At 40.2% G+C, this 22,291-nt stretch carries 19 protein-coding genes; 8 read left to right on the forward strand and 11 right to left on the reverse strand.

All coding sequences use genetic code 11. The annotated features are described in order from the left end of the window. Together O3658_RS02810 and tig are read left to right on the forward strand one after the other, a co-directional pair. Positions 1-722 (forward strand): LPXTG cell wall anchor domain-containing protein (locus tag O3658_RS02810; RefSeq protein ID WP_371559186.1); only part of this gene is annotated, 722 nt, incomplete at its 5' end. Between the two features lie 441 nt (positions 723-1,163). Then, positions 1,164-2,447, forward strand: a complete 1,284-nt coding sequence (gene tig, locus O3658_RS02815) for a trigger factor (RefSeq protein ID WP_371559188.1) — start codon at positions 1,164-1,166, stop codon at positions 2,445-2,447. A gap of 47 nt (positions 2,448-2,494) precedes the next feature. Here the strand turns inward: tig and O3658_RS02820 are convergent, their stop codons facing one another. The 3 genes from O3658_RS02820 to rnhC all read right to left on the reverse strand — a co-directional run bounded on the left by O3658_RS02820 (position 2,495) and on the right by rnhC (position 6,461). Then, positions 2,495-4,861, reverse strand: coding sequence for an ATP-dependent RecD-like DNA helicase (locus tag O3658_RS02820; RefSeq protein WP_371559190.1), 2,367 nt, complete (start codon positions 4,859-4,861; stop codon positions 2,495-2,497). 100 nt (positions 4,862-4,961) lie between these two features. Then, complete coding sequence (lepB, locus tag O3658_RS02825) at positions 4,962-5,576, reverse strand: signal peptidase I (RefSeq protein ID WP_371559192.1); 615 nt, start codon at positions 5,574-5,576, stop codon at positions 4,962-4,964. 3 nt (positions 5,577-5,579) lie between these two features. Beyond that, positions 5,580-6,461, reverse strand: a complete 882-nt coding sequence (gene rnhC, locus O3658_RS02830) for a ribonuclease HIII (RefSeq protein ID WP_371559194.1) — start codon at positions 6,459-6,461, stop codon at positions 5,580-5,582. Positions 6,462-6,548: 87 nt separating this feature from the next. Between rnhC and zapA the strand changes: the two genes are divergently transcribed. From zapA to O3658_RS02845, 3 genes are all read left to right on the forward strand, one after another. Then, positions 6,549-6,851 carry a cell division protein ZapA gene (zapA, locus tag O3658_RS02835; RefSeq protein ID WP_371559196.1) on the forward strand — a complete coding sequence of 101 codons (303 nt, stop codon included), beginning with the start codon at positions 6,549-6,551 and terminating at the stop codon, positions 6,849-6,851. Beyond that, positions 6,848-7,396, forward strand: coding sequence for a CvpA family protein (locus O3658_RS02840; RefSeq protein WP_371559198.1), 549 nt, complete (start codon positions 6,848-6,850; stop codon positions 7,394-7,396). Before zapA ends, O3658_RS02840 begins: the two co-directional genes overlap by 4 nt. A 116-nt stretch (positions 7,397-7,512) precedes the next feature. Continuing rightward, the gene (locus tag O3658_RS02845) at positions 7,513-9,849 is read left to right on the forward strand and encodes an endonuclease MutS2 (RefSeq protein WP_371559200.1); all 2,337 of its coding nucleotides are present in this window, start codon (positions 7,513-7,515) and stop codon (positions 9,847-9,849) included. On the opposite strand, the gene O3658_RS02850 is transcribed toward O3658_RS02845, so the two are convergent. The 3 genes from O3658_RS02850 to O3658_RS02860 all read right to left on the reverse strand — a co-directional run bounded on the left by O3658_RS02850 (position 9,792) and on the right by O3658_RS02860 (position 12,522). Continuing rightward, positions 9,792-10,127, reverse strand: coding sequence for a transposase (locus O3658_RS02850; RefSeq protein WP_371559202.1), 336 nt, complete (start codon positions 10,125-10,127; stop codon positions 9,792-9,794). The two genes, O3658_RS02845 and O3658_RS02850, sit on opposite strands and share 58 nt — an antisense overlap. Positions 10,128-10,396: 269 nt before the next feature. Next, on the reverse strand, positions 10,397-12,058 hold the full coding sequence (locus tag O3658_RS02855) for an N-acetylmuramoyl-L-alanine amidase (protein WP_371559204.1): 1,662 nt from the start codon (positions 12,056-12,058) through the stop codon (positions 10,397-10,399). A 110-nt stretch (positions 12,059-12,168) separates the two neighbouring features. Continuing rightward, positions 12,169-12,522, reverse strand: coding sequence for a DUF3397 domain-containing protein (locus O3658_RS02860; RefSeq protein WP_371559206.1), 354 nt, complete (start codon positions 12,520-12,522; stop codon positions 12,169-12,171). Positions 12,523-12,773: 251 nt separating this feature from the next. Between O3658_RS02860 and O3658_RS02865 the strand changes: the two genes are divergently transcribed. Together O3658_RS02865 and O3658_RS02870 are read left to right on the forward strand one after the other, a co-directional pair. After that, the gene (locus O3658_RS02865; RefSeq protein WP_371559208.1) at positions 12,774-14,021 is read left to right on the forward strand and encodes a dicarboxylate/amino acid:cation symporter; all 1,248 of its coding nucleotides are present in this window, start codon (positions 12,774-12,776) and stop codon (positions 14,019-14,021) included. 14 nt (positions 14,022-14,035) lie between these two features. Further along, on the forward strand, positions 14,036-14,977 hold the full coding sequence (locus tag O3658_RS02870) for a RimK family alpha-L-glutamate ligase (protein WP_371559209.1): 942 nt from the start codon (positions 14,036-14,038) through the stop codon (positions 14,975-14,977). 227 nt (positions 14,978-15,204) lie between these two features. On the opposite strand, the gene O3658_RS02875 is transcribed toward O3658_RS02870, so the two are convergent. The 5 genes from O3658_RS02875 to O3658_RS02895 are packed head-to-tail and all read right to left on the reverse strand — an operon-like array spanning position 15,205 to position 19,901. Then, positions 15,205-16,068 carry a YihY/virulence factor BrkB family protein gene (locus tag O3658_RS02875; RefSeq protein WP_371559210.1) on the reverse strand — a complete coding sequence of 288 codons (864 nt, stop codon included), beginning with the start codon at positions 16,066-16,068 and terminating at the stop codon, positions 15,205-15,207. 31 nt (positions 16,069-16,099) lie between these two features. After that, the gene (locus tag O3658_RS02880; protein ID WP_371559212.1) at positions 16,100-18,154 is read right to left on the reverse strand and encodes a cation:proton antiporter; all 2,055 of its coding nucleotides are present in this window, start codon (positions 18,152-18,154) and stop codon (positions 16,100-16,102) included. Between the two features lie 11 nt (positions 18,155-18,165). Further along, entirely contained in the window at positions 18,166-18,420 is a 255-nt protein-coding gene (locus O3658_RS02885) for a hypothetical protein (protein ID WP_006150587.1), read from the reverse strand. Beyond that, positions 18,413-18,970: a class I SAM-dependent methyltransferase gene (locus tag O3658_RS02890; protein WP_371559213.1), complete on the reverse strand. Its 558-nt coding sequence runs from the start codon at positions 18,968-18,970 to the stop codon at positions 18,413-18,415. Before O3658_RS02890 ends, O3658_RS02885 begins: the two co-directional genes overlap by 8 nt. Continuing rightward, complete coding sequence (locus tag O3658_RS02895; RefSeq protein ID WP_371559215.1) at positions 18,942-19,901, reverse strand: TIGR01212 family radical SAM protein; 960 nt, start codon at positions 19,899-19,901, stop codon at positions 18,942-18,944. The genes O3658_RS02890 and O3658_RS02895 overlap by 29 nt, the downstream gene beginning before the upstream one ends. A gap of 201 nt (positions 19,902-20,102) precedes the next feature. Between O3658_RS02895 and O3658_RS02900 the strand changes: the two genes are divergently transcribed. Then, positions 20,103-22,289 carry a PTS transporter subunit IIBC gene (locus O3658_RS02900; protein WP_371559216.1) on the forward strand — a complete coding sequence of 729 codons (2,187 nt, stop codon included), beginning with the start codon at positions 20,103-20,105 and terminating at the stop codon, positions 22,287-22,289. Positions 22,290-22,291: the final 2 nt, after the last annotated feature.

Below are 22,291 nucleotides of genomic sequence, written 5' to 3' on the forward strand. Positions count from 1 at the left end.
AAGACGACTTCACATTCACTGGTAAAGTAAACAAAGCTTCTGGAACTACAACATGGACTGAGAAGAGCCATACTTACGGTAAGGTATCTGTACCAGTAATTCCAGGTTACTACGCTGATAAGACAGAAGCCGGTGGTAAGACAGTTACTCCAGAAAATCCTGAAGTAGTAGAGATTGTTACCTATAAACCACTTGGAAGCTTGGTTCCAAAATCTGATGATCCTAAATTCCCATCAACACCAGATGTGAAATATCCAAATGATCCAACAGATCCAACAAAACCAGGTAAACCAGTTGTTCCAGACGTACCAGGCTACAAACCATACTTGCCAGATCCAAAAGATCCAAGCAAACCAGGTAAACCAGTAGAACCAGGTAAGGAACTTCCAAACCTTCCAACAAACCCAGGTGATGACACACCAATCATCTACGTTCCAATTGTACCAGTAACTCCAGAGAAACCAGTAACTCCAGAGAAACCAGTGACTCCAGAGAAACCAGTAACTCCAGAGAAACCAGTAACTCCAGAGAAACCAGTAACTCCAGAGAAACCAGTAGCTCCAGAGAAACCAGTAGCTCCAGAGAAACCAACCTCTGCTAAAGAAAATACTCCTCAGTTGCCAAATACTGGTACTGAAGATCATACTAGCTTAGCAGCACTTGGACTTCTTGGAGTAATGAGTGGATTTGGACTTGTAGTTCGTAAGAAAAAAGAAGATTAAAATAAAAATTTAATCCTATTGAAATTACTTCGGACTAGATGATAGAGTCTATAGCATTAAGAGGACAAACATTTTAAGAATGTTTGTCTTCTTTTTAGTTATCAAATTTGGTATTCAATATTACCTTACAATACTTTATAGAGATAATTTTGTATGTGTAATACTCAAAATGAATCAAACTTAATTTTTTATGTGGAACACTTTATGCAATTGAAAATATACTCTCAAAGAATATTCAAAATTAAAATAATAATACTTGGAAATACTAGCTAAAAACTAACTCTAGAATGTCAAAAATTTACTAAATTTTCCTGAGTAGACTAAGATAGAAAATTATAAAAAATGTGTTTTAGCCAGATTTATCTGCATTAGTCTAGCTTTTATCAATGGAAAATGTTATAATAGACTGTATTTAAAAAAATTTTAAGGAGAAATGACAGAATGTCTGTATCATTTGAAAACAAAGAAACAAACCGTGGTGTCTTGACTTTCACTATCTCTCAAGACCAAATCAAACCAGAATTGGATCGTGTATTTAACTCAGTAAAGAAATCTCTTAACGTTCCTGGTTTCCGTAAAGGTCATCTTCCACGTCCTATCTTCGACAAAAAATTTGGTGAAGAGTCACTTTACCAAGACGTTATGAACGCTCTTTTGCCAAACGCTTATGAAGCGGCTGTAAAAGAAGCTGGTCTTGAAGTCGTTGCACAACCAAAAATTGACGTAACTTCTATGGAAAAAGGTCAAGACTGGGTTATCACTGCTGAAGTTGTTACAAAACCTGAAGTTAAATTGGGTGACTACAAAAACCTTGAAGTATCAGTTGATGTAGAAAAAGAAGTAACTGATGCTGATGTTGAAGAGCGTATTGAACGTGAACGCAACAACTTGGCTGAATTGGTTATCAAAGAAGCTGCTGCTGAAAACGGCGACACTGTTGTTATCGACTTTGTTGGTTCTATCGACGGTGTTGAATTTGACGGCGGAAAAGGTGAAAACTTCTCACTTGGACTTGGTTCAGGTCAATTCATCCCTGGTTTCGAAGACCAATTGGTAGGTCACTCAGCTGGTGAAACTGTTGATGTTATCGTAACATTCCCAGAAGACTACCAAGCAGAAGACCTTGCTGGTAAAGAAGCTAAATTCGTAACAACTATCCACGAAGTAAAAGCTAAAGAAGTTCCAGCTCTTGACGATGAACTTGCAAAAGACATCGATGAAGAAGTTGAAACTCTTGCTGAATTGAAAGAAAAATACCGCAACGAATTGGCTGCTGCTAAAGAAGAAGCATACAAGGATGCAGTTGAAGGTGCAGCAATCGATAAAGCAGTTGAAAACGCTGAAATCGTAGAACTTCCAGAAGAAATGATCCACGAAGAGGTTCACCGTTCAGTAAATGAATTCCTTGGAAACTTGCAACGTCAAGGTATCAACCCTGACATGTACTTCCAAATCACTGGAACTACTCAAGAAGACCTTCACAAACAATACGAAGCAGAAGCTGAGTCACGTACGAAGACTAACCTTGTTATCGAAGCAGTTGCTAAAGCTGAAGGATTTGACGCTTCAGAAGAAGAAATCCAAAAAGAAATCGAGCAATTGGCAGCAGACTACAACATGGAAGTTGCTCAAGTACAAAGCTTGCTTTCAGCTGATATGTTGAAACACGATATCACAATCAAAAAAGCTGTTGAATTGATTACAAGCACTGCAACAGTAAAATAATCTTTACAAGATAAAAGCCCACCGGATTCGGTGGGTTTTCTTATACTTTATTTTCCGAAAATCTCCTTCAGGTCTTCTTGGCTAATCCCAATCATGGCTGGGATACTAGACCAGTTGTCTTCGGTTAGAATATATGATTGTTCAGTGTCTGTTGAGATGGCAGTATCGGTAGCAAGTTGGTTTGTTTCCTCGGCATTCTGCATTAGGTCAGCGAAACGTTCAATTAGATAGGTCTTACGAGCTGTTCCGATGTGTTGAGTTGCATAGTCAAAGGCCTGTAATTCACCTAGTAAAATGAGCTTACTTTTTGCACGAGTGATAGCAGTGTAGATGAGATTGCGCTCTAACATGCGCTTGCTTGCACTGGTAATAGGTAAAATAACGACTGGGAATTCACTTCCTTGCGACTTATGGATACTCATGGCATAGGCTAGGCGAATCTTGTACCATTCATTTCGAGGATAGGAGACTTCATTGCCGTCAAAATCGATGACAATTTCATCTTGCTTGGATTCAGTGTATTTTCCTGGAATCAAGTCTGTGATATAGCCTAAGTCTCCGTTGAAGACATTGACCTCTGCATCGTTGACTAGGTGAATGACCTTATCTCCTGTTCGATAGTGACACTGAGGAGCTTCAAAGCTAAGCTGGTCTTTTTGTGGAGGATTGAGTAGGTCTTGCATGAGCTGGTTGATGGCATCAATACCAGCAGTTCCACGGTACATAGGGGCAAGAACCTGAATATCACGAGCAGGGATGCCACTTCTGATAGCAGCACCTAGGATTTTTTCAATGCTAGCAGAGATATGGTTACTAGCGATTTCAAAGTAGGAGCGATCTGCTTTTTTCTGGGTAAAATCTGCAGGCAATATTCCCTGACGAATCTGACTTGCAAGAGTGACGATGGTTGATTCTTCGCTCTGACGGTAGATTCGTTCCAAACGTGTTTGAGGGATGGTTGGTATCTGGAGTAAATCTGCTAGGACTTGACCAGGACTGACAGAAGGCAGCTGGTCACTATCACCAACGATAAGGATTTTACTGTTAGAGGAGATATTGGAGAAGAGCTGGTTAGCTAGCCAAGTATCTACCATGGAAAACTCGTCAACAATGATAAAGTCAGCATCCAGATAATCTTCCAGATGGCTGGTATCGTCGTCTCCAGTCATACCTAGGTGGCGGTGAATGGTTGCACTAGGCAAGCCTGTCAACTCATTCATGCGCCGGGCTGCGCGACCAGTAGGAGCGGCTAGGAGAATGGGCAGATTGCTCTTTTTCTTGAGATCCAGTCCTTCTAAGAGAGCATAGACAGCGATAATGCCGTTGATAACAGTAGTCTTACCTGTACCAGGTCCACCTGTAAGGATAAAGACCTTGTTCTGGATAGCATCACAGATAGCCTGTTTTTGAATGCTATCATACTCAATTCCCAGTTCTTCCTCAACAGCTGTGATATGGTCTTGAATAGTCTCTAGATCCTGTTTTTTACTCTGACCTTTTTCGAGGATTCTGATGAGATGGCTGCGAATCCCTTCTTCTGCAAAAAAGAGGCTATTATCAAAGATTTTGGTATCAATCTGCTGGACCTTATCTTCTTCAATCAGATAAGCAAGTTCTTGGGCAACTTGACTCGGATCTAGTTCGACTGGACGGGAGGATTCCAGAAGGTTGAGGGTTTGCTCCAACAAGTCTCTAGCTTCCATATAGGTATCTCCCGTCTCCATGCAACCTTGAAAGAGGCTATGGACGAGACCAGCACGGAAGCGCTCGGGAGCCTGGCTCTCAATCCCCAATTCTTGGGCCAATTGGTCAGCGATGGTAAATCCCAAGCCCTTGATATCCTCGACCAGTTGATAGGGATAATTCTCGACAATATCTAGCGTTTCTTCCTTGTAAAAGTCTTGAATCTGAAAGGCTAGTTTATTTGGGATGCCGTAATTAGCCAGTTTGGCTAAGACCATCTCTGTTCCGTAATTAAGACGAAGAGTTGAGACAAAGGCCTCACGGTTTTTAGCAGAGAGTCCAGAGATAGACTGGAGCTTGTCTGGATTTTCTAGGATTTTGTCAATAGTGTTTTCACCGTAGATATCCACAATTTTCTGGGCTGTTTTGAGTCCAATTCCCTTAAAATGACTGCTGGAAAAATACTTGACCAAGCCCTTACTAGTCGGCTTGGCTCTCTCATAGCGAGTCATTTGTAGCTGTTCCCCATACTTAGAGTGTTGGACAATTTGTCCCCAAAAGGTGTATTCCTCTCCTTCAATGATATCAGCCATGGTACCTGTGACAATGATTTCATAATCATCAAAGTCTTCAGCATTGGTATCCTCAATATCTAGGAGCAAAATGCGGAAAAAATTGCTGACATTTTCAAAAATAATGCGTTCAATGGTGCCTGAAAAATAAACTTCCATAAAATTCCTTACAATAGTGTCTGAGAAAATTTATCCCAGATTTAATCAAAATAGAATGAGAAGAGGCTGAGATAGAAAATTCTCGGCCTCTTCCTAGTTTTTAAAATGTTCCGATACGCTTGAGTGGCCAGAAGCGGAATTTGGCTTCACCAGTGATATCTTTTGCCTTGAAGGTACCAACATGTCGACTGTCGCTAGATACCAGACGGTCATCACCCAGTAGGAGGTATTCTCCTTCTGGAACAGTGAAGGTGAAGCTAGTGTTGTAATTAACATCTAGGGTAAAGGCCTGAGCCTTTTGGGCAATGTTTCTAAAGTATTCTCCCTTTTTACCATCCCAACCAGTTCCAGTATAAGTGCTTTGGAGCTTATCTTCCTTGAAACGCTTAAGGTATTCTGCTAGATAAGGCTCATCAGTTTCTTGACCATTGATATAGAGCTTGTCGCTCTCGTAACGAATGGTATCTCCTGGCATACCGATGACCCGCTTAACGATGTCCTTGTTCCCGTCGTCTTCATGAGCAACTACAATATCAAAGCGATTGATTGGGAGATGTTTAACTACAAAGAGGATTTCTCCATCAGCTAGGGTTGGATCCATAGAATGCCCTTCTACCCGGACATTGCTCCAGAGAAAGAGACGGCTAAGGGCAACAAGAGTGATGATGAGGATAAAACTCCCCCACTCTTTTAAAAACGATTTAAAATATTTCATAATTTACCTTTCTAGCATTTGTTTTGCTTTTTCAGTATTTTTAAAGTGTAGTTTGGCGCAGAAATTGAGTCCCTGCATACCATAAGCACGAAGAATTTGGCTAGCTACCTTGTCAGAAGCTGTTCCAGCCCCGCTTGGAAGTTGATAACCAAGTTCTCTACCCAGATTTTCGAGATTTTCTAGAAAGAGATCACGCGCAATGATAGAACTTACTGCGACAGCCAAGTACTTACCTTCGGCTTTTTCCTCTAGACTGACTGGATTAGAAAAATGATTGGCTTCATTTTTTAAGTACTTCTCATAGTTTTGAGCACTAGTAAAAGCATCAATAACAATCTTTTCTGGCTGGACTCCCTTTTGGAGGAGGAGAAAAATCGCTTGATTGTGCAGGGCTACCTTGACAGAAACGGCGTTGTAGCGCTCCCCAATGACTTCGTTATACTTACTTGGAGAAAGCAGTAGAGCTTGGTGCTGGATTCTCTCCTTAAGCAGGGGGGCAAGCTGACGAATCTTTTGGTCTGTCAGAGTCTTAGAATCCCCTACACCTAGTTTTCGTAGGAAGTCATGTTGGTCAGGAGTCACAAAGGATGCTACTACAGCTAGACCACCGAAGTAGGAACCATTTCCCACCTCATCTGTTCCAATCAAGGGGAAATTTTGTCCGCTAGTTCCTTGACTGACTTGATAACCAAAAAAACTGGCATAGTTTTCAGCCATTTCTCCCTGAAGCAAGACTTTTCCAGAAGTGTAGATGGAAACACTTGCCTGCGGAAGCTTCAAAAAGTAGCGAATATAAGGATTTTTACTAGGAGTCAGTGCCTGTTCATATTGCTGAACAAAGACTTGGATTTCCTTTTCACTCGGGGTTAATGTAATACTTGCCATAGTTCTTATTGTACCATAAAAGCCGCAGAATTGGTAAAAACTGACAAACTTAGTGAAATTTGGTATAATATCGTGAGGTGAATTTTTATGGCAAATTTAAATCGATACAAGTTTACATTCGGCAAAAAAACATTGACCCTAACAACTGAGCATGACAACCTCTTTATGGAGGAAGTTGCCAAGGTTGCAACAGAAAAATATGAAGCAATCAAAGAACAAATGCCTGGAGCGGATGATGAGACAATCGCTATTTTATTAGCAGTCAATAGCTTGTCAACCCAACTCAGCCGTGAGATTGAATTTGATGATAAGGAGCAAGAATTAGACGCCCTTCGTCATCAAGTGGTAGCGACTAAACAAGAGCAGAGCAAGATTGAGGACTCACTATGATTTCCGTCCTTCTCTTATTGGTTCTTGCATGGAGCTTTTATATCGGTTACCGTAGAGGTTTAGTTCTCCAGATTTACTATTTTGTAGCAACTGTGATTTCAGCTCTTCTTGCAGGAAATTTTTATCAATCCTTAGGGAAACAATTTGATTTGTTGATCCCATATGCAAGTCCACAGGAAGGACAGGGAACCTTCTTTTTCCCGTCGAATCAACTTTTCCAGCTGGACAAAGTCTTTTATGCAGGTCTTGGTTACCTCTTAGCCTTTACTATATTTTATTGCATTGGTCGTTTGCTGGGTCTCTTTCTTAATCTTCTACCGACTAAAAAGCTAGCGGGTCAATATTTCCGTATAGGCGCAGGAGTTTTATCAGTGGCTGTGACCTTATTTGTCCTCCAGATGATACTGACTATTCTTGCGACTGTTCCTTTACAAATTGTTCAAAATTCACTTGAAAACAGTTTTGTAGCTAAACATATTATCCAGAGTGTTCCAATCACTAGTCATGTGATTAAACAACTCTGGGTAACCAAAATAATCGGATAAAAAGGGCGGGAACTATTCCTAGCCTTTTGTTTACAATTCCAAAAGTTAAGGAGACTTTTAAGAAAGCTTTAGAACTTGAATACAGGGTTCCTAGGCTTATAACTAAGGAAAAGAAAATGAATAAAAAAATACTAGAAACGTTAGAATTTAATAAGGTCAAGGCTTTATTCGAGCCTCATATTTTGACCGAGCAAGGATTAGAGCAGTTGAAAGAACTTGCTCCGACTGATAAAGGAGACAAGATTAAGCAAGCTTTTGCAGAGATGAAGGAAATGCAAGAACTCTTTGTCGAGCATCCTCATTTCAGCATTTCTGCAACAAAAGATATTGCAGCGACCTCAAAACGTTTGGAAATGGGTGCTGATCTCAACATCGAGGAATTTCTCCTTCTCAAACGTGTCATCTTTGCCAGTCGTGAATTGCAGAATTTTTATGACAATCTTGAAAATGTACGTTTGGATCACCTGGCAAGTTGGTTTGAGAAACTTCATGATTTTCCACATTTACAGGGAAATCTACAAGCCATCAACGAAGCTGGATTTATTGAGAACTTTGCTAGCGAGGATTTGGCACGAATCCGTCGAAAAATCCATGATAGTGAAAGTCAAGTCCGTGATGTCTTGCAAGACCTTCTCAAACAAAAAGCTCAGATGCTGACAGAAGGTATCATCGCAAGTAGAAATGGTCGCCAAGTTCTTCCAGTTAAGAATACCTATCGTAACAAGATTGCTGGTGTAGTACATGATATTTCTGCCAGTGGGAACACTGTTTATATCGAACCTCGTGAAGTGGTCAAGTTGAGTGAGGAAATAGCCAGTCTTCGTGCAGATGAACGCTATGAGATGATGCGTATCCTCCAAGAACTCTCTGAACGAGTAAGACCACACGCAGCTGAAATTGCTAATGATGCTTGGATTATCGGACATTTGGACCTGATTCGGGCTAAGGTTCGCTTTATCCAAGAGACGGAGGCAGTAGTACCTCAAGTGTCTGAGGGACAGGAGATTCAACTTCTTCACGTTCGTCATCCCTTGGTGAAGAATGCCATCGCAAATGATGTGCACTTCGGCAAAGAATTAACAGCTATCGTCATCACTGGTCCCAATACTGGTGGTAAGACTATCATGCTGAAGACCTTGGGTTTGACGCAATTGATGGCCCAGTCTGGACTGCCAATTCTAGCCGATAAGGGCAGTCGTGTAGGGGTTTTCGAGGAGATTTTCGCAGATATCGGGGACGAACAGTCCATCGAACAAAGTCTCTCAACCTTCTCTAGTCATATGACCAATATCGTAGATATTCTTGGTAAGGTCAATCAAAACTCGCTCTTGCTACTTGATGAGCTTGGAGCAGGTACAGATCCTCAGGAAGGAGCTGCCCTAGCCATGTCTATCCTAGAAGACTTGCGTTTGCGTCAGGTCAAGACTATGGCAACCACTCACTATCCTGAACTCAAGGCCTACGGGATTGAAACGGCTTATGTTCAAAATGCTAGCATGGAGTTTGATACAGCTAGCCTGCGCCCAACCTATCGCTTTATGCAGGGAGTTCCAGGTCGAAGCAATGCCTTTGAAATTGCCAAACGTCTAGGCTTGTCAGATGTCATCGTAGGTGATGCCAGCAAGCAGATTAATCAAGACAATGATGTCAATCGCATTATTGAGCAATTGGAAGAACAAACACTTGAAAGCCGGAAACGTCTTGAAAATATCCGCCAAGTCGAGCAAGAAAACCTCAAGATGAACCGTGCCCTTAAAAAACTTTATAACGAGCTCAACCGTGAAAAGGAAACAGAACTCAATAAGGCGCGAGAACAAGCTGCTGAGATTGTTGACTTAGCACTAGCTGAGAGTGATGATATACTTAAAAATCTTCACAGTAAATCTCAACTAAAACCACATGAGATTATTGAAGCCAAGGCTAAACTCAAAAAATTAGCCCCTGAAAAGGTTGACCTTTCTAAAAACAAGGTCCTTCAAAAGGCCAAGAAAAAACGAGCTCCAAAAGTTGGAGATGATATTATCGTTTTAAGCTATGGTCAACGTGGTACCTTGACCAATCAACTCAAGGATGGTCGTTGGGAAGCACAGGTTGGCTTGATTAAGATGACGCTTGAAGAAAAAGAGTTTGACTTGGTTCAAGCCCAGAAAGAAGCACCAGTCAAGAAGAAACAAGTTAACGTCGTTAAACGTGCAGCAGGCAAAGGCCCACAGGCTCGACTAGATCTTCGTGGCAAACGCTACGAGGAAGCTATGGAAGCCTTGGATGCCTTTATTGACCAAGCCCTTCTCAACAATATGGCTCAAGTAGATATCATCCATGGTATCGGTACAGGAGTCATCCGTGAAGGTGTAACTAAGTACCTGCAAAGAAACAAGCAAGTCAAGAGCTTTGGTTATGCACCGCAAAATGCAGGTGGATCTGGCGCAACCATTGTAACCTTTAAGGGATAAAGCGAAACGAATGAAAATTTGATCCTAGATAAACTACCTCTACCTGCAAGATAATCTGTTACAGTCTTTTCTTTTAACTCTGAACTATATTTCTTCCAGCTATGACGCTCCTTGAGCCCTTCTACACCCTCTGTTTGATACTTACGAATCCAATTTCTGATTGTGTCACTATTTACTCCAAATGCTTTGGTCAAAATAGATATTGACTTCCCTTGTTCAAGGTAAAGATGAACAACTTCTAACTTCTCCTCCACTGATTTCGGACCTCTTTTTGCCATACGAAAAGTCCCCCTGTAGTTTCTAGTGAAATTTTGTTTTTTCACTATCCACTATAAGGGGAGTGTATCAAACTTTAGTAGTAAGCAAAAGGGGGGCAAAAATATTATAGTCAATTGAAACAAGAACAAGACTATATCGTGCCACTTTCAAGTGGTGTAGTTATCGGTGCTGGAGTGCTGGCTTGCGTGGAATTGGTTTTCTATTTCCTGAAGCCAACAAGTAAGAAGAATAATACAAAAAATCTCGAGATTTTCTCGAGACTTTTTCTTTATTGCCCTGCGTAATATTTTTGAATTCCCTTAACGATACCTGCAACTAATCTGTTTTGGTAGGCATCACTGCGGACTTGTTGATTCTCATTGAAATTGTCAATATATCCCAATTCCAATAGAACAGCTGGTTTATTAGTTTCTCGAAGGACAGCAAAACTACTTCGTAGACGACCTGCATCCTTAGCACCAGTTTCAGCTAACAGTGAAGAGTGAATATCTGCTGCAAGGCGATTACTTTCACTGATTCGGTCAGGGTGGTTATGCCAGTATGGATTAATCTTAGAAGGATAACCAGCAGCTTCTTCATAAGAATAAGTCTGAATTCCAGCTCTGTTTGATGCTGGATTACCACTAGCATTGAAGTGAATACTAATAAAGATATCTGAATCAGTCTTATTAACCATTCTTGAACGTTCGGTGACATAGTCTACAAAGACATCACTGTCTCTTGAAGAAAGAACAGTATAGCCGAGTCCTTCAAGCTCCTTGCGTAGCTTTTGGTAAACTTGCATGTTCAGTTCTTTTTCGGTGATGTTATAATAAGATGCTCCAGGATCTTTACCACCATGGCCTGGATCTAGGAAGATAATATTGTTATATTTCCCCTTTTCAAAACCACGACTTACAGAAGTTTCACCAATCCATTTCCCATTGCTTTGGAATTGATGAGTTTGTCCATCGATTTTATGGGTCCCTGTAACATAGACTCCATTTTCATCTACATAGTAGCGGGCTTTATAGTAGCTGTCGTCAATCCATTCGCTCTTAGCCATGTAACCACCTGCCTTGAGGTAGTAAGAACCAATCCATTCACGCGCTGCGTAAGCACCACCAGATTTCAAGTAGAACCAACTATCATAGTTTTTATCGAAAATCCATTCTTTTTCAGCCATGGCCCCGCTAGCTTTTAGGTAGTAGCTACCTTGCCATTGGTTACTTGCCATAGTAGCATCTTTGTTAAAGTAGTACCAGGTACCACTAATTTTATCCCACTTATTTTTGATTAATTTACCAGAAGCAAGGGCGTAGTACCATTGTCCATCTTGTTTTACCCAAGAACTCTCAGCCATGGCACCACTATTGGTAAACAGATAGTCGTCAAAAATTGTGTTGCTGAGCATGACACCATCTTGATCAAAATAGTACCAGACACCACCGATTTTTTCCCATTTTTGTTGAGAAATTTTTCCATAAGCGTTAGCGTAATACCATTTATCTTGGAGTTTACTCCAACCAGAATCGACCATAGCCCCGCTACTAGTTAGGATATATCCATCAAAAATAGTATCACTCAGCATGATGCCATCTTTGTTGAAGTAGTACCATTTTCCGTGGATTTTTTTCCAGTTTAGAACAGGGGCATTGTTTTCATAGAAGCGCCAGATATTTTCCTCTAATACCCAACCATCTTTTTGGACTTCAGGAGCCTTATCTTCTTCTTTCTTAGCTGGATTTGTCGTTTGATTGGTATTTGCTTCAGTTGAAGCTTCAGTTTCCTTAGCTGGGAGACTGTTTTTCTCCACTTTGTCAGTAGCGGTTTCACTGTGTGTTGTTTCTACTGGGGTTGACTGTGCTTGGTTTTCCTCAGCATAGCTAAGGTTGCTTGTTAGACCAAATACTGAAAGCGTAATGGCACTTGCCAAGAGCGTTTTTTTCACTTGATTTATCTCCTATTTTTACTTTTTTATAATTTTATCAGAAAAGTGCCTCATATGGAACATTTAGTGGCCAAGATCGAGGTGCTGGTGGACTGTATTGTAATAGTTGACTATATCATCACGAAAATTTGAACAATCATGATGATATAGATGAGCAGTGTTAGTAAAAATCCAGCTCGCCAAAAGAATTTAATAAATTTTGGATAATAAAAACTACGTCTTTTGTTTAAGAAGAAAAAGACCAACACAATTGCTAGTATTGATAAGGCCGTTCCCAATACGGGAAGTTGATTGTGTGTAAACATCTTAGCCGTTATCAAATAATATTCAAATATTAGAAAAGGAAAAGCTAAATCAGCAGCATTGATGCCCCTTTTCTTTAACTTAAAGAGTCTGCTTAAAATAATCGCCAGAGCTAAGGTTAGTACCAAAAGCAAGATGGAAGCAAGTTTCATTAAAATCATACCATTATTGTATCATAAAATTTTGAGAATAGAAAAGTAAATTCCGTGATTTATCACTGTTTTAGCAAAAAATCATTGGTAAGAAACAGATTTTATAATTCCTGCTTGAACAGAATGAATCATGTGTTCGGTACGATGATAGTTTGAACTCTCAATATAAATCTTTTTTATGTTCAACATAGAAAAGATATATTAGTCAGAAGTGAAGAATAGTAGTAGAATGAGTAGCAAATAAAACAAAGGAGTTTCTTATGAAATTAGTTACTTTATGGTCAAAACTCTCACTAGGAATTCAATTATTGGTGGCTTTGGTCTTGGGGGTGATTGCTGCAGTCATCTGGCCACAATTTGCAGGCTTTTATCAATTTTTAGGACAAGCCTTTATTAAATTGATCAATATGGTTATCATTCCGCTAATCTTCCCAACCATCGTTGTTGCAGTAGCTGGAGTTATCGGAAAAAAATCTTTCGAAAAAATCTTGGCCAAGAGCTTGGTTTACTTTTTTGCCGTAACAACTGCCATTACTCTTTTGTTTGTATTTGCTAGTTACTTTTTGGGATTTGGACAAGGTGTGAACATTGGTCAAACTGGTGGAAACCTTGATGGGATTGCGAACAATGTCAAGTTCAGCGAATTTTTGCTTGGTTTTATTCCATCAAACATCGTCAAGTCTCTTTCAGAAGGTGCTCTTTTGCCAATTATCGTGTTTGCTATCTTTCTTGGTTACGGAATTGGGAATCTTAAATCTGAGAAATCTCAGAAGATTATCGAAGGTTTCCAAATCTGGATTGAGTCCATCTACAAGATTGTTACAGTGATTGTCAAACTATCACCGATTGGAATTTTTGGATTTATCGCCAAAGATGTTGCAACTACTGGCCTTGATAAATTGATTGGGCTTGGTCAATTTGTAATCGGAACTTACTTGGCTTATGCTGTATTGGTTCTGCTTATTTTCCCTTTGATCGCTCTATTCTTTAAAGTACCGTATTTGTCAGCCTTTCGTGAAAATTGGAGTCTTTTGACTCTGGCCTTTGTTACGGGGAGTTCTAGTGTTGTCTTGCCATCACTTCTTAAAGATTTGAAAAAACAGGGGCATGACGAGCATACAATTGATTTAGTTGTTCCTTTAGGATATACTTTTAACTTAGAGGGGGCAGCAGTTTATTTCTCAGTAGCGACAATCTTTATCGCGCATGCCTACGGCATTCAATTTTCTTTATCAAGTCTCTTGTTTACTGTTTTGCTTTTGACCTTGATTGGAAAAACTGCAGCAACTGTGCCATCAGGTGCTATCGTGGTTCTACTAGCCGCAGCACCTCAACTGGGCTTGCCAGTTGAAGGAGTCGCCTTGATCTTTGCAGTTGATTTCTTTGTCAATGCTGGCCGTACTATGATCAATGTTTTGGGTCAAATCTTAACAGTCAGCGTTATTGAAAAAACAGAAGGATATATTTTAGAAGAAAAGGAAAGCCAACTATCAGTCAGCTTTTCTTAAGGAGATTATAAGTAATGAGTGAAGCAAAAGTTTATGTAATCCATGAGAATCTTGAATGGACCCAGCATTTGGTCAAATGGTTGGAAGAACTAGAAGTCCCTTATGAACTGTGGGATTTATCTAGTGGGATATTGGACCTGCAAAGTCCACCGCCACAAGGTATCTTTTACAATCGTATGTCTGCGTCTTCTCACACCAGAGGACATCGCTATGCGCCAGAATTTACAGAGCAGGTGATTACTTGGTTAGAAGCACACGGACGCAAGGTTGTGAATGGAACAGGTGCTATCAACCTAGAAATCAGTAAAGTCAAACAATATTTGAAGTTAAATGAGTCGGGCATTGAGACTCCTGCGACAGTTGCAGTTTTGGGTCAAGAAAATATCATTGAAGCAGCAAGAAAATTGAACATCTATCCTTTGATTACCAAGCACAATCGAGCAGGTAAGGGGTTAGGCGTTCAACTCTTCCAAAATGAAGAAGAATTGGAAGCTTATGTCAATAGTCCTCTCTTTGAACCATCAGTGGATGGAATTACCTTGTTACAAGCCTACATCAAACCAAGTGATGGATGCATCCGTCGTTCAGAGTTTATCAATCAGAAGTTTCTCTATACTGTTTCAATCGATTCTTCAGATGGTTTCCAACTGTGCCCAGCAGATGGTTGTCAAATTGGCAAGAGACCAGAACAACTAGAAACGTCTGAAAAATTCCAGATTACAGAACCTCTACCAGATGGCCGAAGAGAAGCTTATGAAAACTTCCTAAAAAATGCTCAGATTGATGTTGCTGCTATTGAATGGGTTCAGTCAGAGAATGGTGATATTTATGTTTATGATGTAAATACCAATACAAACTACAATCCTACCGCAGAAAAGAATGCCAATATTTTTGCTCACCAACATTTAGCTCACTATTTAAAAACAGAATTGCAAGCCCTAACGAGTGGACAATAAAGTAGGAAATTCAAAAATCCCCCAGTATTAAATGACTGGGGGATTGATTTGTTTATAATCTTCGAAAATCTCTTCAAACCACGTCAGCTTCCATCTGCAACCTCAAAATAGTATTTTGAGCTGCCTTCGTCAGTTCTATCCACAACCTCAAAACGGTGTTTTGAGCAACCTGCGGCTCGCTTCCTAGTTTGCTCTTTGATTTTCATTGAGTATTAATCGATAAAAAATTATTGCTTTGTTTTAAAGTCTGGATCCTTCAAACTTTGAACACTGGCATTGATCACTGCACCGATAATCAATATCTTGGTGATGATAATAAACCAAAACATCATGACAACAACGATGATGGAACTGAAAAATCGAACGTCGACTAGATAGTTGACATAGTTATTGAAATAAGCTGAAAAGATCGTTAATAGAGATATGAGAGTAAGAAGTACGAACAGACTTCCAGGAAGGACATAACGAATACGACCGACTTTCACATTTGGAAGGAAATAATAGAGCATGATCAAGATCGAAAACAGAAAGACATAAATCAGCGGTCCTGTAAAATCCTGTAAATATGCAAATAGAGAACTTTCGGATTTCCAGTAGTTTTTTAGCAGATCCAACAACATATGACCAAACATACTTAGGAATAGGGCAAGTGCAAAGAGAATTTGAAGTCCCAAACTAACTAGGAGACTCATCAGTTGGTGTGAGATAATTCCTCTATTTTTTGCAATTCCATAGGCTTTGTTAAAGGCCTTTTGAAGGAAATTCATGGATTTTGAAAATGTCCAAAGAGCTGATATCACCGCAAAACTCAAGAGTCCAGCAGACGGTTGCGTCAGCACTTCACGAGCAATCTTTGCTACTACATCATAGATCGTATCTGGTAAAAGTTCTTTTAAGGTTAGTAAAAAATTAGAGATTGGAATTTGAAAATAAGGCAAGATATTGACGGCTATCATAAGTAAAGGGAAGATTGAAATCAACCAATAGTAGGCAACGGCTACACTAGTCAACTCACTATCTGAGACTTGATAGTAATGCAAAAAAGCTTTCAATAAAGGCCTATTGGTTAGTTGTTTCCACAACTCTTTCATTGCATAATCCTCCACAATAATAACCTAAATCTTAATTTCTGCGAACTAATTCCATCATATCATAAGGTAATGTGTTGGCTGATTCTTTTAGAGAATAAGTTTCTAGGTTGTTCACATTTTGTCGCAGTTTTTTAGCATACTGGGCTGAAATAAGTTTTTGTTTCTCGTATTCAAAGATGGACTTACGTTCTAGATAGTAGCCTCTGAGCATTTCGTCGATATTATTGGGTTTGATACGATTGATAACCCGTTCCACAAAGGCACCACTGGTAATATGACTGGTTTCACGGAGACGAGATTCCTGCATAAAGCTAATTAGAGAACTCTTATAAATCCCTTTGAGGTTTTCCAAACTTTCGATGATGATTTCAGTGTTGGCTAGATAGAGCTCTGCAATCTGGTCATAATCGATGGCAAGAAGTCTTTGGTTTTCCTTGTCTCTCCAAGAACGAAAGGTTTTGCCAAATGTGAGCAACTCGTGTAGGAGAAAACGTACAATCCGAATAGAAACAAGGAAGTAGTAGGTTAGTCGAGAAGCAAAGTTTCGCTTAATATTTTTCTCCATGCTTTTCAGGTAACGTTGGTAGACACGATATCCTCTTTCACCGATTTTGCCTTCTTCGTAAGCTTGTTCCAAACCATCGTTCTCAATACTGAGAATCAAGAGTTTCAGAGCTTCCCAGTCTTCTTGGATTTCTTTGTTTTCTTGGCTGAGGATGAGATTTTCAATCCGTCCATGATAGTTATCAATCGCAGCATAGAGTGGAACCTTGTTTTTAGTATGGTCCAAATCTCTCTCTAACTCCATGGCAACATCATTTAGGATAGCGATGTGCATGAGATGATCCTTAGATGGCTCTTGCTCTTCAGAAAGATGTGGCAAGACCAATAATCCAGTAAGGAAACTGACCAGAGTTACACCAGCTACGAGGAAGAGAAGGAGCGGATATTCTTGCTCTAAGTTAGACGGTATCAAGAGGATAGTGGCAATGGATACAGTTCCCTTGACTCCAGAAAAGGTAAGGAGAAGCATATCTTTGACATACTTGTGGAGACTTTTTTGAAGTTTCTTTATTCGAAACGCGTAAAAGCCGTAAATCATCACAAAGCGGATGGCAAAGAGTAGGAAGGTTAAAAGAAAGACTGTGACGAGAAGAAGCACATTGTTATAAAAAGCACTCTTAAGAATGGGCTCCGCAATCATTTCCAGTTCCATTCCTAACAGGACGAAGACAGAACCATTGAGCATAAAGGTTACAGTGTGCCAAACGGTCTCGGTCACTGTATCCACTTGAGCTTCGAGAAGATTTATCTTTTTAAAACGACTGGCTTTTAAAATACCAGCGACAACGACTGCGATAATTCCAGAAACATGAATCTCTTCAGCGATGAAGAAGGTTAGAAGTGGTAAGCTAAGATCTAGTAGCAGTTCGCTGGCTATATCAGTAGCACGGACACTTAGAAGGAAGGAGTGGAGGAAACGATTGATTAAGGCTGTTATAAAGCCAACTGCAAACCCTCCAACGATGGAAATTGCTAATGAAGTACCAGCTTGGGTAAGTGAGAAAGTCCCTGTTGTCCATGCGATGAGAGCAACACGAAAGGCAATTAGCCCAGAAGCATCATTAAGGAGTCCTTCCCCTTTTAAAATATTTGAAATTCGTTTTGGAAATGTAAACCGTTCAGAAAGGGAAGCAAAGGCAACCAGGTCAGTAGGACCAAGTGCAGCCCCTACGGCTAGGCAGGCAGCTAAAGGTAAGCTCGCCCAAAGAACATGGGCAAGTCCTCCCATACTTAGAGTAGATATAAAGATGACAGGGAAAATTAGATAGAGAACGATTTTCCAGTGTTTTAAGATAGAGGTTACATCTGCTTCTTGAGCCTCACGAAAGAGGAGCGGTCCGATAACTAAAGCAAGAAACAACTCAGTATCTAAGTGATACTGGTTATTCGGTAAGCACAGGCCAATACCGATACCCAGCAAAATCTGAATCAGGGGCATGGGTAAAAAGGGAAGAAGTTTATTGGTCGTACTAGAAACAATGAGAACAAGTAAAAATATCAAGAGATAAAATAGTAAATCCATCTTTTACCTCCTTATTTTTGTTTTCGACAAGCTTCAAAAAGTTCCTTTTGTTCTTGGATTTTTTGATCAATTTTCGAGCAGTCCTTATGCTCGATTTTCTTCTGACAACGCTCCATTTCAAGTGTTATCATTTTCTTCTTGATTTTCAGCATCTTCTTGCTCATATGAGCTTCATCTAACATACCAACTGCCCGTTCATGTTGGGTTGATTCAACGAATTTGTGGCGAAGACCTTCTATTTTATCTCGTAGGTATTGTTTATCCATGGCGATACCTTTCTAATTTTTCAATCATGACTAAAAACGGTGGATTGTTGATCTGGTTGAGAGTGCGATAGATCGTAGAAGTATATTCTTGTTGTGGTAAGTGACTGACAAAATCCATGACTGCATCCCGTTCTATATCTCCGCCTTCATGCCCGTAATAAATCATGATGGCTATTCGTCCACCTTTAACTAGCATTTGGCAAAGTTTATCCAGTGCTTCAATAGTTGTTTGAGGTTGGGTGATAATGCTTTTATCAGCTGAAGGAAGATAACCAAGATTAAAGATGGCTGCTTTCACCTCAGTTACAAACTGATCCACGGTTTCGTGGCCTTGCAGGACTAAGTCTACATTGGACAAACCTGCTTCTTGGATACGTTGACTTGTTTTTTCCAGAGCTTGTTCTTGTATATCAAAAGCATAGACTTGTTTAGCTAACTTGGCAAGAAAAAGGGTATCATGGCCATTTCCCATGGTAGCATCCACAACAACATCCTCCGGGGTGATGACTTGGGCAAGAAAATCATGCGCCATTTCGAGTGGTCTTTTCATTCATAAACTCCTGTTTTACAGCCTTGCATCCTTGGACGCTACCGCGTCGTCTCATTTCAGCCTCAATGCTATTTAGAACTTCCCATTTATTGAGACTCCACATAGGACCAATCAACATCTCCCTAGGCGCATCACCTGTAATCCGATGGATAACGATATGTTTGGGAATAATTTCTAGTTGGTCACAGATGACCTTGACATATTCATCCTGACTCATGAGCTGCAAACGACCTTCATGATAGTCGCGTTGCATCCGAGTATTGGTCATGAGGTGAAGTAGGTGAAGTTTAATCCCTTGGATATCATTGTCCCTTACACAACGCCGAACGTTTTCCACCATCATTTCATGAGTTTCGCCTGGCAAACCATTGATCAAATGGGCAACAATCTCGATCTTCGGATACTTCCGAAGTCGTTTGACTGTATCTACGTAGAGTTCATAGGAGTGGGCGCGGTTAATCAATTCGGAAGTTTCTTCATAAGTAGTTTGTAAGCCTAACTCTACGGTAACATGCATTCGCTCTGATAATTCTGCCAAGTATTCAATTGTCTCATCAGGAAGGCAATCTGGTCGAGTCCCGATATTGATACCGACAACCCCAGGTTCATTGATGGCTTGCTCATAACGCTCGCGAATCACTTCCAGCTTTTCATGTGTATTGGTAAAATTTTGGAAATAAACCAAATATTTTTTAACTTCAGGCCACTTACGGTGCATGAAGTCAATTTCCTTATAGAATTGCTCACGGATAGGAGCATCAGGTGCAACGATTGCATCTCCAGAACCAGAAACCGTACAAAAAGTACAGCCCCCATGTGCTACAGTTCCATCGCGATTGGGACAATCAAAGCCAGCATCAATAGGGACTTTAAAAGTCTTTTCTCCAAATAAATTTCGATAGTAATCATTTAAGGTATTATAGGATTTCATAGCTAATATTATATCAGAAAAGACCCGCAAACTCAAAAAAGGTCAGTAAGAGAGAGCATGCCTAGAAAGTGAAACGAGAGAAAAAGTCAAATTTTTTTTATAAAAGCCTTTACAAAAAAATAAAAAGTGGTAAAATTAAAACATAAACATGCGCAAACGTTTTCGTAAAACGTTTGCCAAATAAATATAAAGGAGATTTGAATGATGAAAGATACATTCAAAAATGTCTTGTCTTTCGAATTTTGGCAGAAATTCGGTAAGGCTCTAATGGTGGTTATCGCTGTTATGCCGGCGGCTGGATTGATGATTTCAATCGGTAAGTCACTTGCAATGATTGACCCAAACCTTGCTCCCCTAGTTATTACTGGTGGCGTACTAGAGCAAATTGGTTGGGGGGTTATCGGTAACCTTCATATTTTGTTTGCCCTTGCTATTGGAGGAAGCTGGGCTAAAGAACGTGCTGGTGGTGCTTTTGCGGCAGGTCTTGCATTTATCCTTATTAACCGTATCACTGGTACAATCTTCGGTGTATCAGGGGATATGTTGAAGGATCCTAACGCTATGGTTTCAACAATTTTTGGTGGATCTATCAAGGTTTCTGATTACTTCATTAGCGTACTTGAGGCACCAGCGCTTAACATGGGGGTATTTGTAGGGATTATCTCAGGTTTTGTTGGAGCGACTGCTTTTAACAAATACTATAACTTCCGTAAACTTCCTGATGCACTTTCATTCTTTAACGGGAAACGTTTTGTACCATTTGTAGTTATTCTTCGCTCAGCAATCGCTGCAATTCTTCTTTCAGCTTTCTGGCCATTGATTCAGACAGGTATCAACAACTTCGGTATCTGGATTGCCAACTCACAAGAAACTGCTCCAATCCTTGCACCATTCTTGTATGGTACTTTGGAACGCTTGCTCTTGCCATTTGGTCTTCACCATATGTTGACTATCCCAATGAACTACACAGCTCTTGGTGGTACTTATGACATTTTAACTGGTGCAGCTAAAGGTACTCAAGTATTTGGTCAAGACCCACTTTGGCTTGCATGGGTAACAGACCTTGTTAACCTTAAAGGTACTGATGCTAGCCAATACCAAACATTGCTCGATACAGTTCATCCAGCTCGTTTCAAAGTTGGACAAATGATTGGTTCATTCGGTATTTTGATGGGTGTGGCTGTTGCTATTTACCGTAATGTTGAAGCAGACAAGAAACACCAATACAAAGGAATGATGATTGCGACAGCTCTTGCAACTTTCTTGACTGGTGTTACTGAGCCAATTGAATATATGTTCATGTTCGTTGCAACACCTATGTATCTTGTTTATTCAGTAGTTCAAGGTGCTGCCTTTGCTATGGCTGACGTGGTTAACCTACGTATGCACTCATTCGGTTCTATCGAATTCTTGACTCGTACACCAATGGCGATCAATGCGGGTCTTGGTATGGATATCATTAACTTTATCTGGGTAACAGCACTATTTGCAGTTATCATGTACTTTATCGCCAACTTCATGATTCAAAAATTCAACTATGCTACTCCAGGACGTAACGGAAACTACGAAACTGCTGAAGGTTCATCAGAATCTGCTGCTTCTGGTGAGTCAAAAGTTGCAGAAGCTTCTCAAGCTGTTAACATCATCAACCTTCTTGGTGGACGTGCTAACATCGTTGACGTTGACGCATGTATGACTCGTCTTCGTGTAACTGTTAAAGATGCAGATAAAGTAGGAAATGCAGAGCAATGGAAAGCAGAAGGAGCTATGGGTCTTGTCATGAAAGGACAAGGGGTTCAAGCTATCTACGGACCTAAAGCTGATGTTTTGAAATCAGATATTCAAGACCTTCTTGACTCAGGTGAAGTGATTCCTGAAACTCTTCCAAGTCAAATGGCATCATCTTCTAAAAATGCTGTTGTATATAAAGGTGTAACTGAAGAAGTTTATTCAGTTGCTGACGGTCAAGTGGTTGCCTTGGAACAAGTAAAAGACCCAGTATTTGCTCAAAAAATGATGGGTGATGGATTTGCGGTGGAACCAGCAAACGGAAACATTGTATCTCCAGTATCAGGTACTGTATCAAGCATCTTCCCAACTAAACACGCTCTTGGTCTTGTGACTGAAGCAGGTCTTGAAGTGCTTGTTCACATTGGTTTGGACACAGTAAGTCTTGAAGGAAAACCATTTACAGTTCATGTTGCTGAAGGACAAAAAGTTGCGGCAGGTGATCTTCTTGTCACAGCTGACTTGGATGCTATCCGTGCAGCAGGACGTGAAACCACAACTGTGGTTGTCTTCACAAATGGTGATGCAATCAAATCAGTTAAATTAGAAAAAACAGGTTCTCTTGCTGCTAAAACAGCAGTTGCAAAAGTAGAATTGTAATA

This window comes from Streptococcus sp. 27098_8_69, from assembly GCF_041432445.1.
Taxonomy (GTDB): domain Bacteria; phylum Bacillota; class Bacilli; order Lactobacillales; family Streptococcaceae; genus Streptococcus.

Coding starts and splice junctions, on each gene's coding strand:
- tig (WP_371559188.1), top strand. CDS start 1,164: ATGTCTGTATCATTTGAAAACAAAGAAACAAACCGTGGTGTCTTGACT.
- O3658_RS02820 (WP_371559190.1), bottom strand. CDS start 4,861: ATGGAAGTTTATTTTTCAGGCACCATTGAACGCATTATTTTTGAAAAT.
- lepB (WP_371559192.1), bottom strand. CDS start 5,576: ATGAAATATTTTAAATCGTTTTTAAAAGAGTGGGGGAGTTTTATCCTC.
- rnhC (WP_371559194.1), bottom strand. CDS start 6,461: ATGGCAAGTATTACATTAACCCCGAGTGAAAAGGAAATCCAAGTCTTT.
- zapA (WP_371559196.1), top strand. CDS start 6,549: ATGGCAAATTTAAATCGATACAAGTTTACATTCGGCAAAAAAACATTG.
- O3658_RS02840 (WP_371559198.1), top strand. CDS start 6,848: ATGATTTCCGTCCTTCTCTTATTGGTTCTTGCATGGAGCTTTTATATC.
- O3658_RS02845 (WP_371559200.1), top strand. CDS start 7,513: ATGAATAAAAAAATACTAGAAACGTTAGAATTTAATAAGGTCAAGGCT.
- O3658_RS02850 (WP_371559202.1), bottom strand. CDS start 10,127: ATGGCAAAAAGAGGTCCGAAATCAGTGGAGGAGAAGTTAGAAGTTGTT.
- O3658_RS02860 (WP_371559206.1), bottom strand. CDS start 12,522: ATGATTTTAATGAAACTTGCTTCCATCTTGCTTTTGGTACTAACCTTA.
- O3658_RS02865 (WP_371559208.1), top strand. CDS start 12,774: ATGAAATTAGTTACTTTATGGTCAAAACTCTCACTAGGAATTCAATTA.
- O3658_RS02870 (WP_371559209.1), top strand. CDS start 14,036: ATGAGTGAAGCAAAAGTTTATGTAATCCATGAGAATCTTGAATGGACC.
- O3658_RS02875 (WP_371559210.1), bottom strand. CDS start 16,068: ATGAAAGAGTTGTGGAAACAACTAACCAATAGGCCTTTATTGAAAGCT.
- O3658_RS02880 (WP_371559212.1), bottom strand. CDS start 18,154: ATGGATTTACTATTTTATCTCTTGATATTTTTACTTGTTCTCATTGTT.
- O3658_RS02885 (WP_006150587.1), bottom strand. CDS start 18,420: ATGGATAAACAATACCTACGAGATAAAATAGAAGGTCTTCGCCACAAA.
- O3658_RS02890 (WP_371559213.1), bottom strand. CDS start 18,970: ATGAAAAGACCACTCGAAATGGCGCATGATTTTCTTGCCCAAGTCATC.
- O3658_RS02895 (WP_371559215.1), bottom strand. CDS start 19,901: ATGAAATCCTATAATACCTTAAATGATTACTATCGAAATTTATTTGGA.
- O3658_RS02900 (WP_371559216.1), top strand. CDS start 20,103: ATGATGAAAGATACATTCAAAAATGTCTTGTCTTTCGAATTTTGGCAG.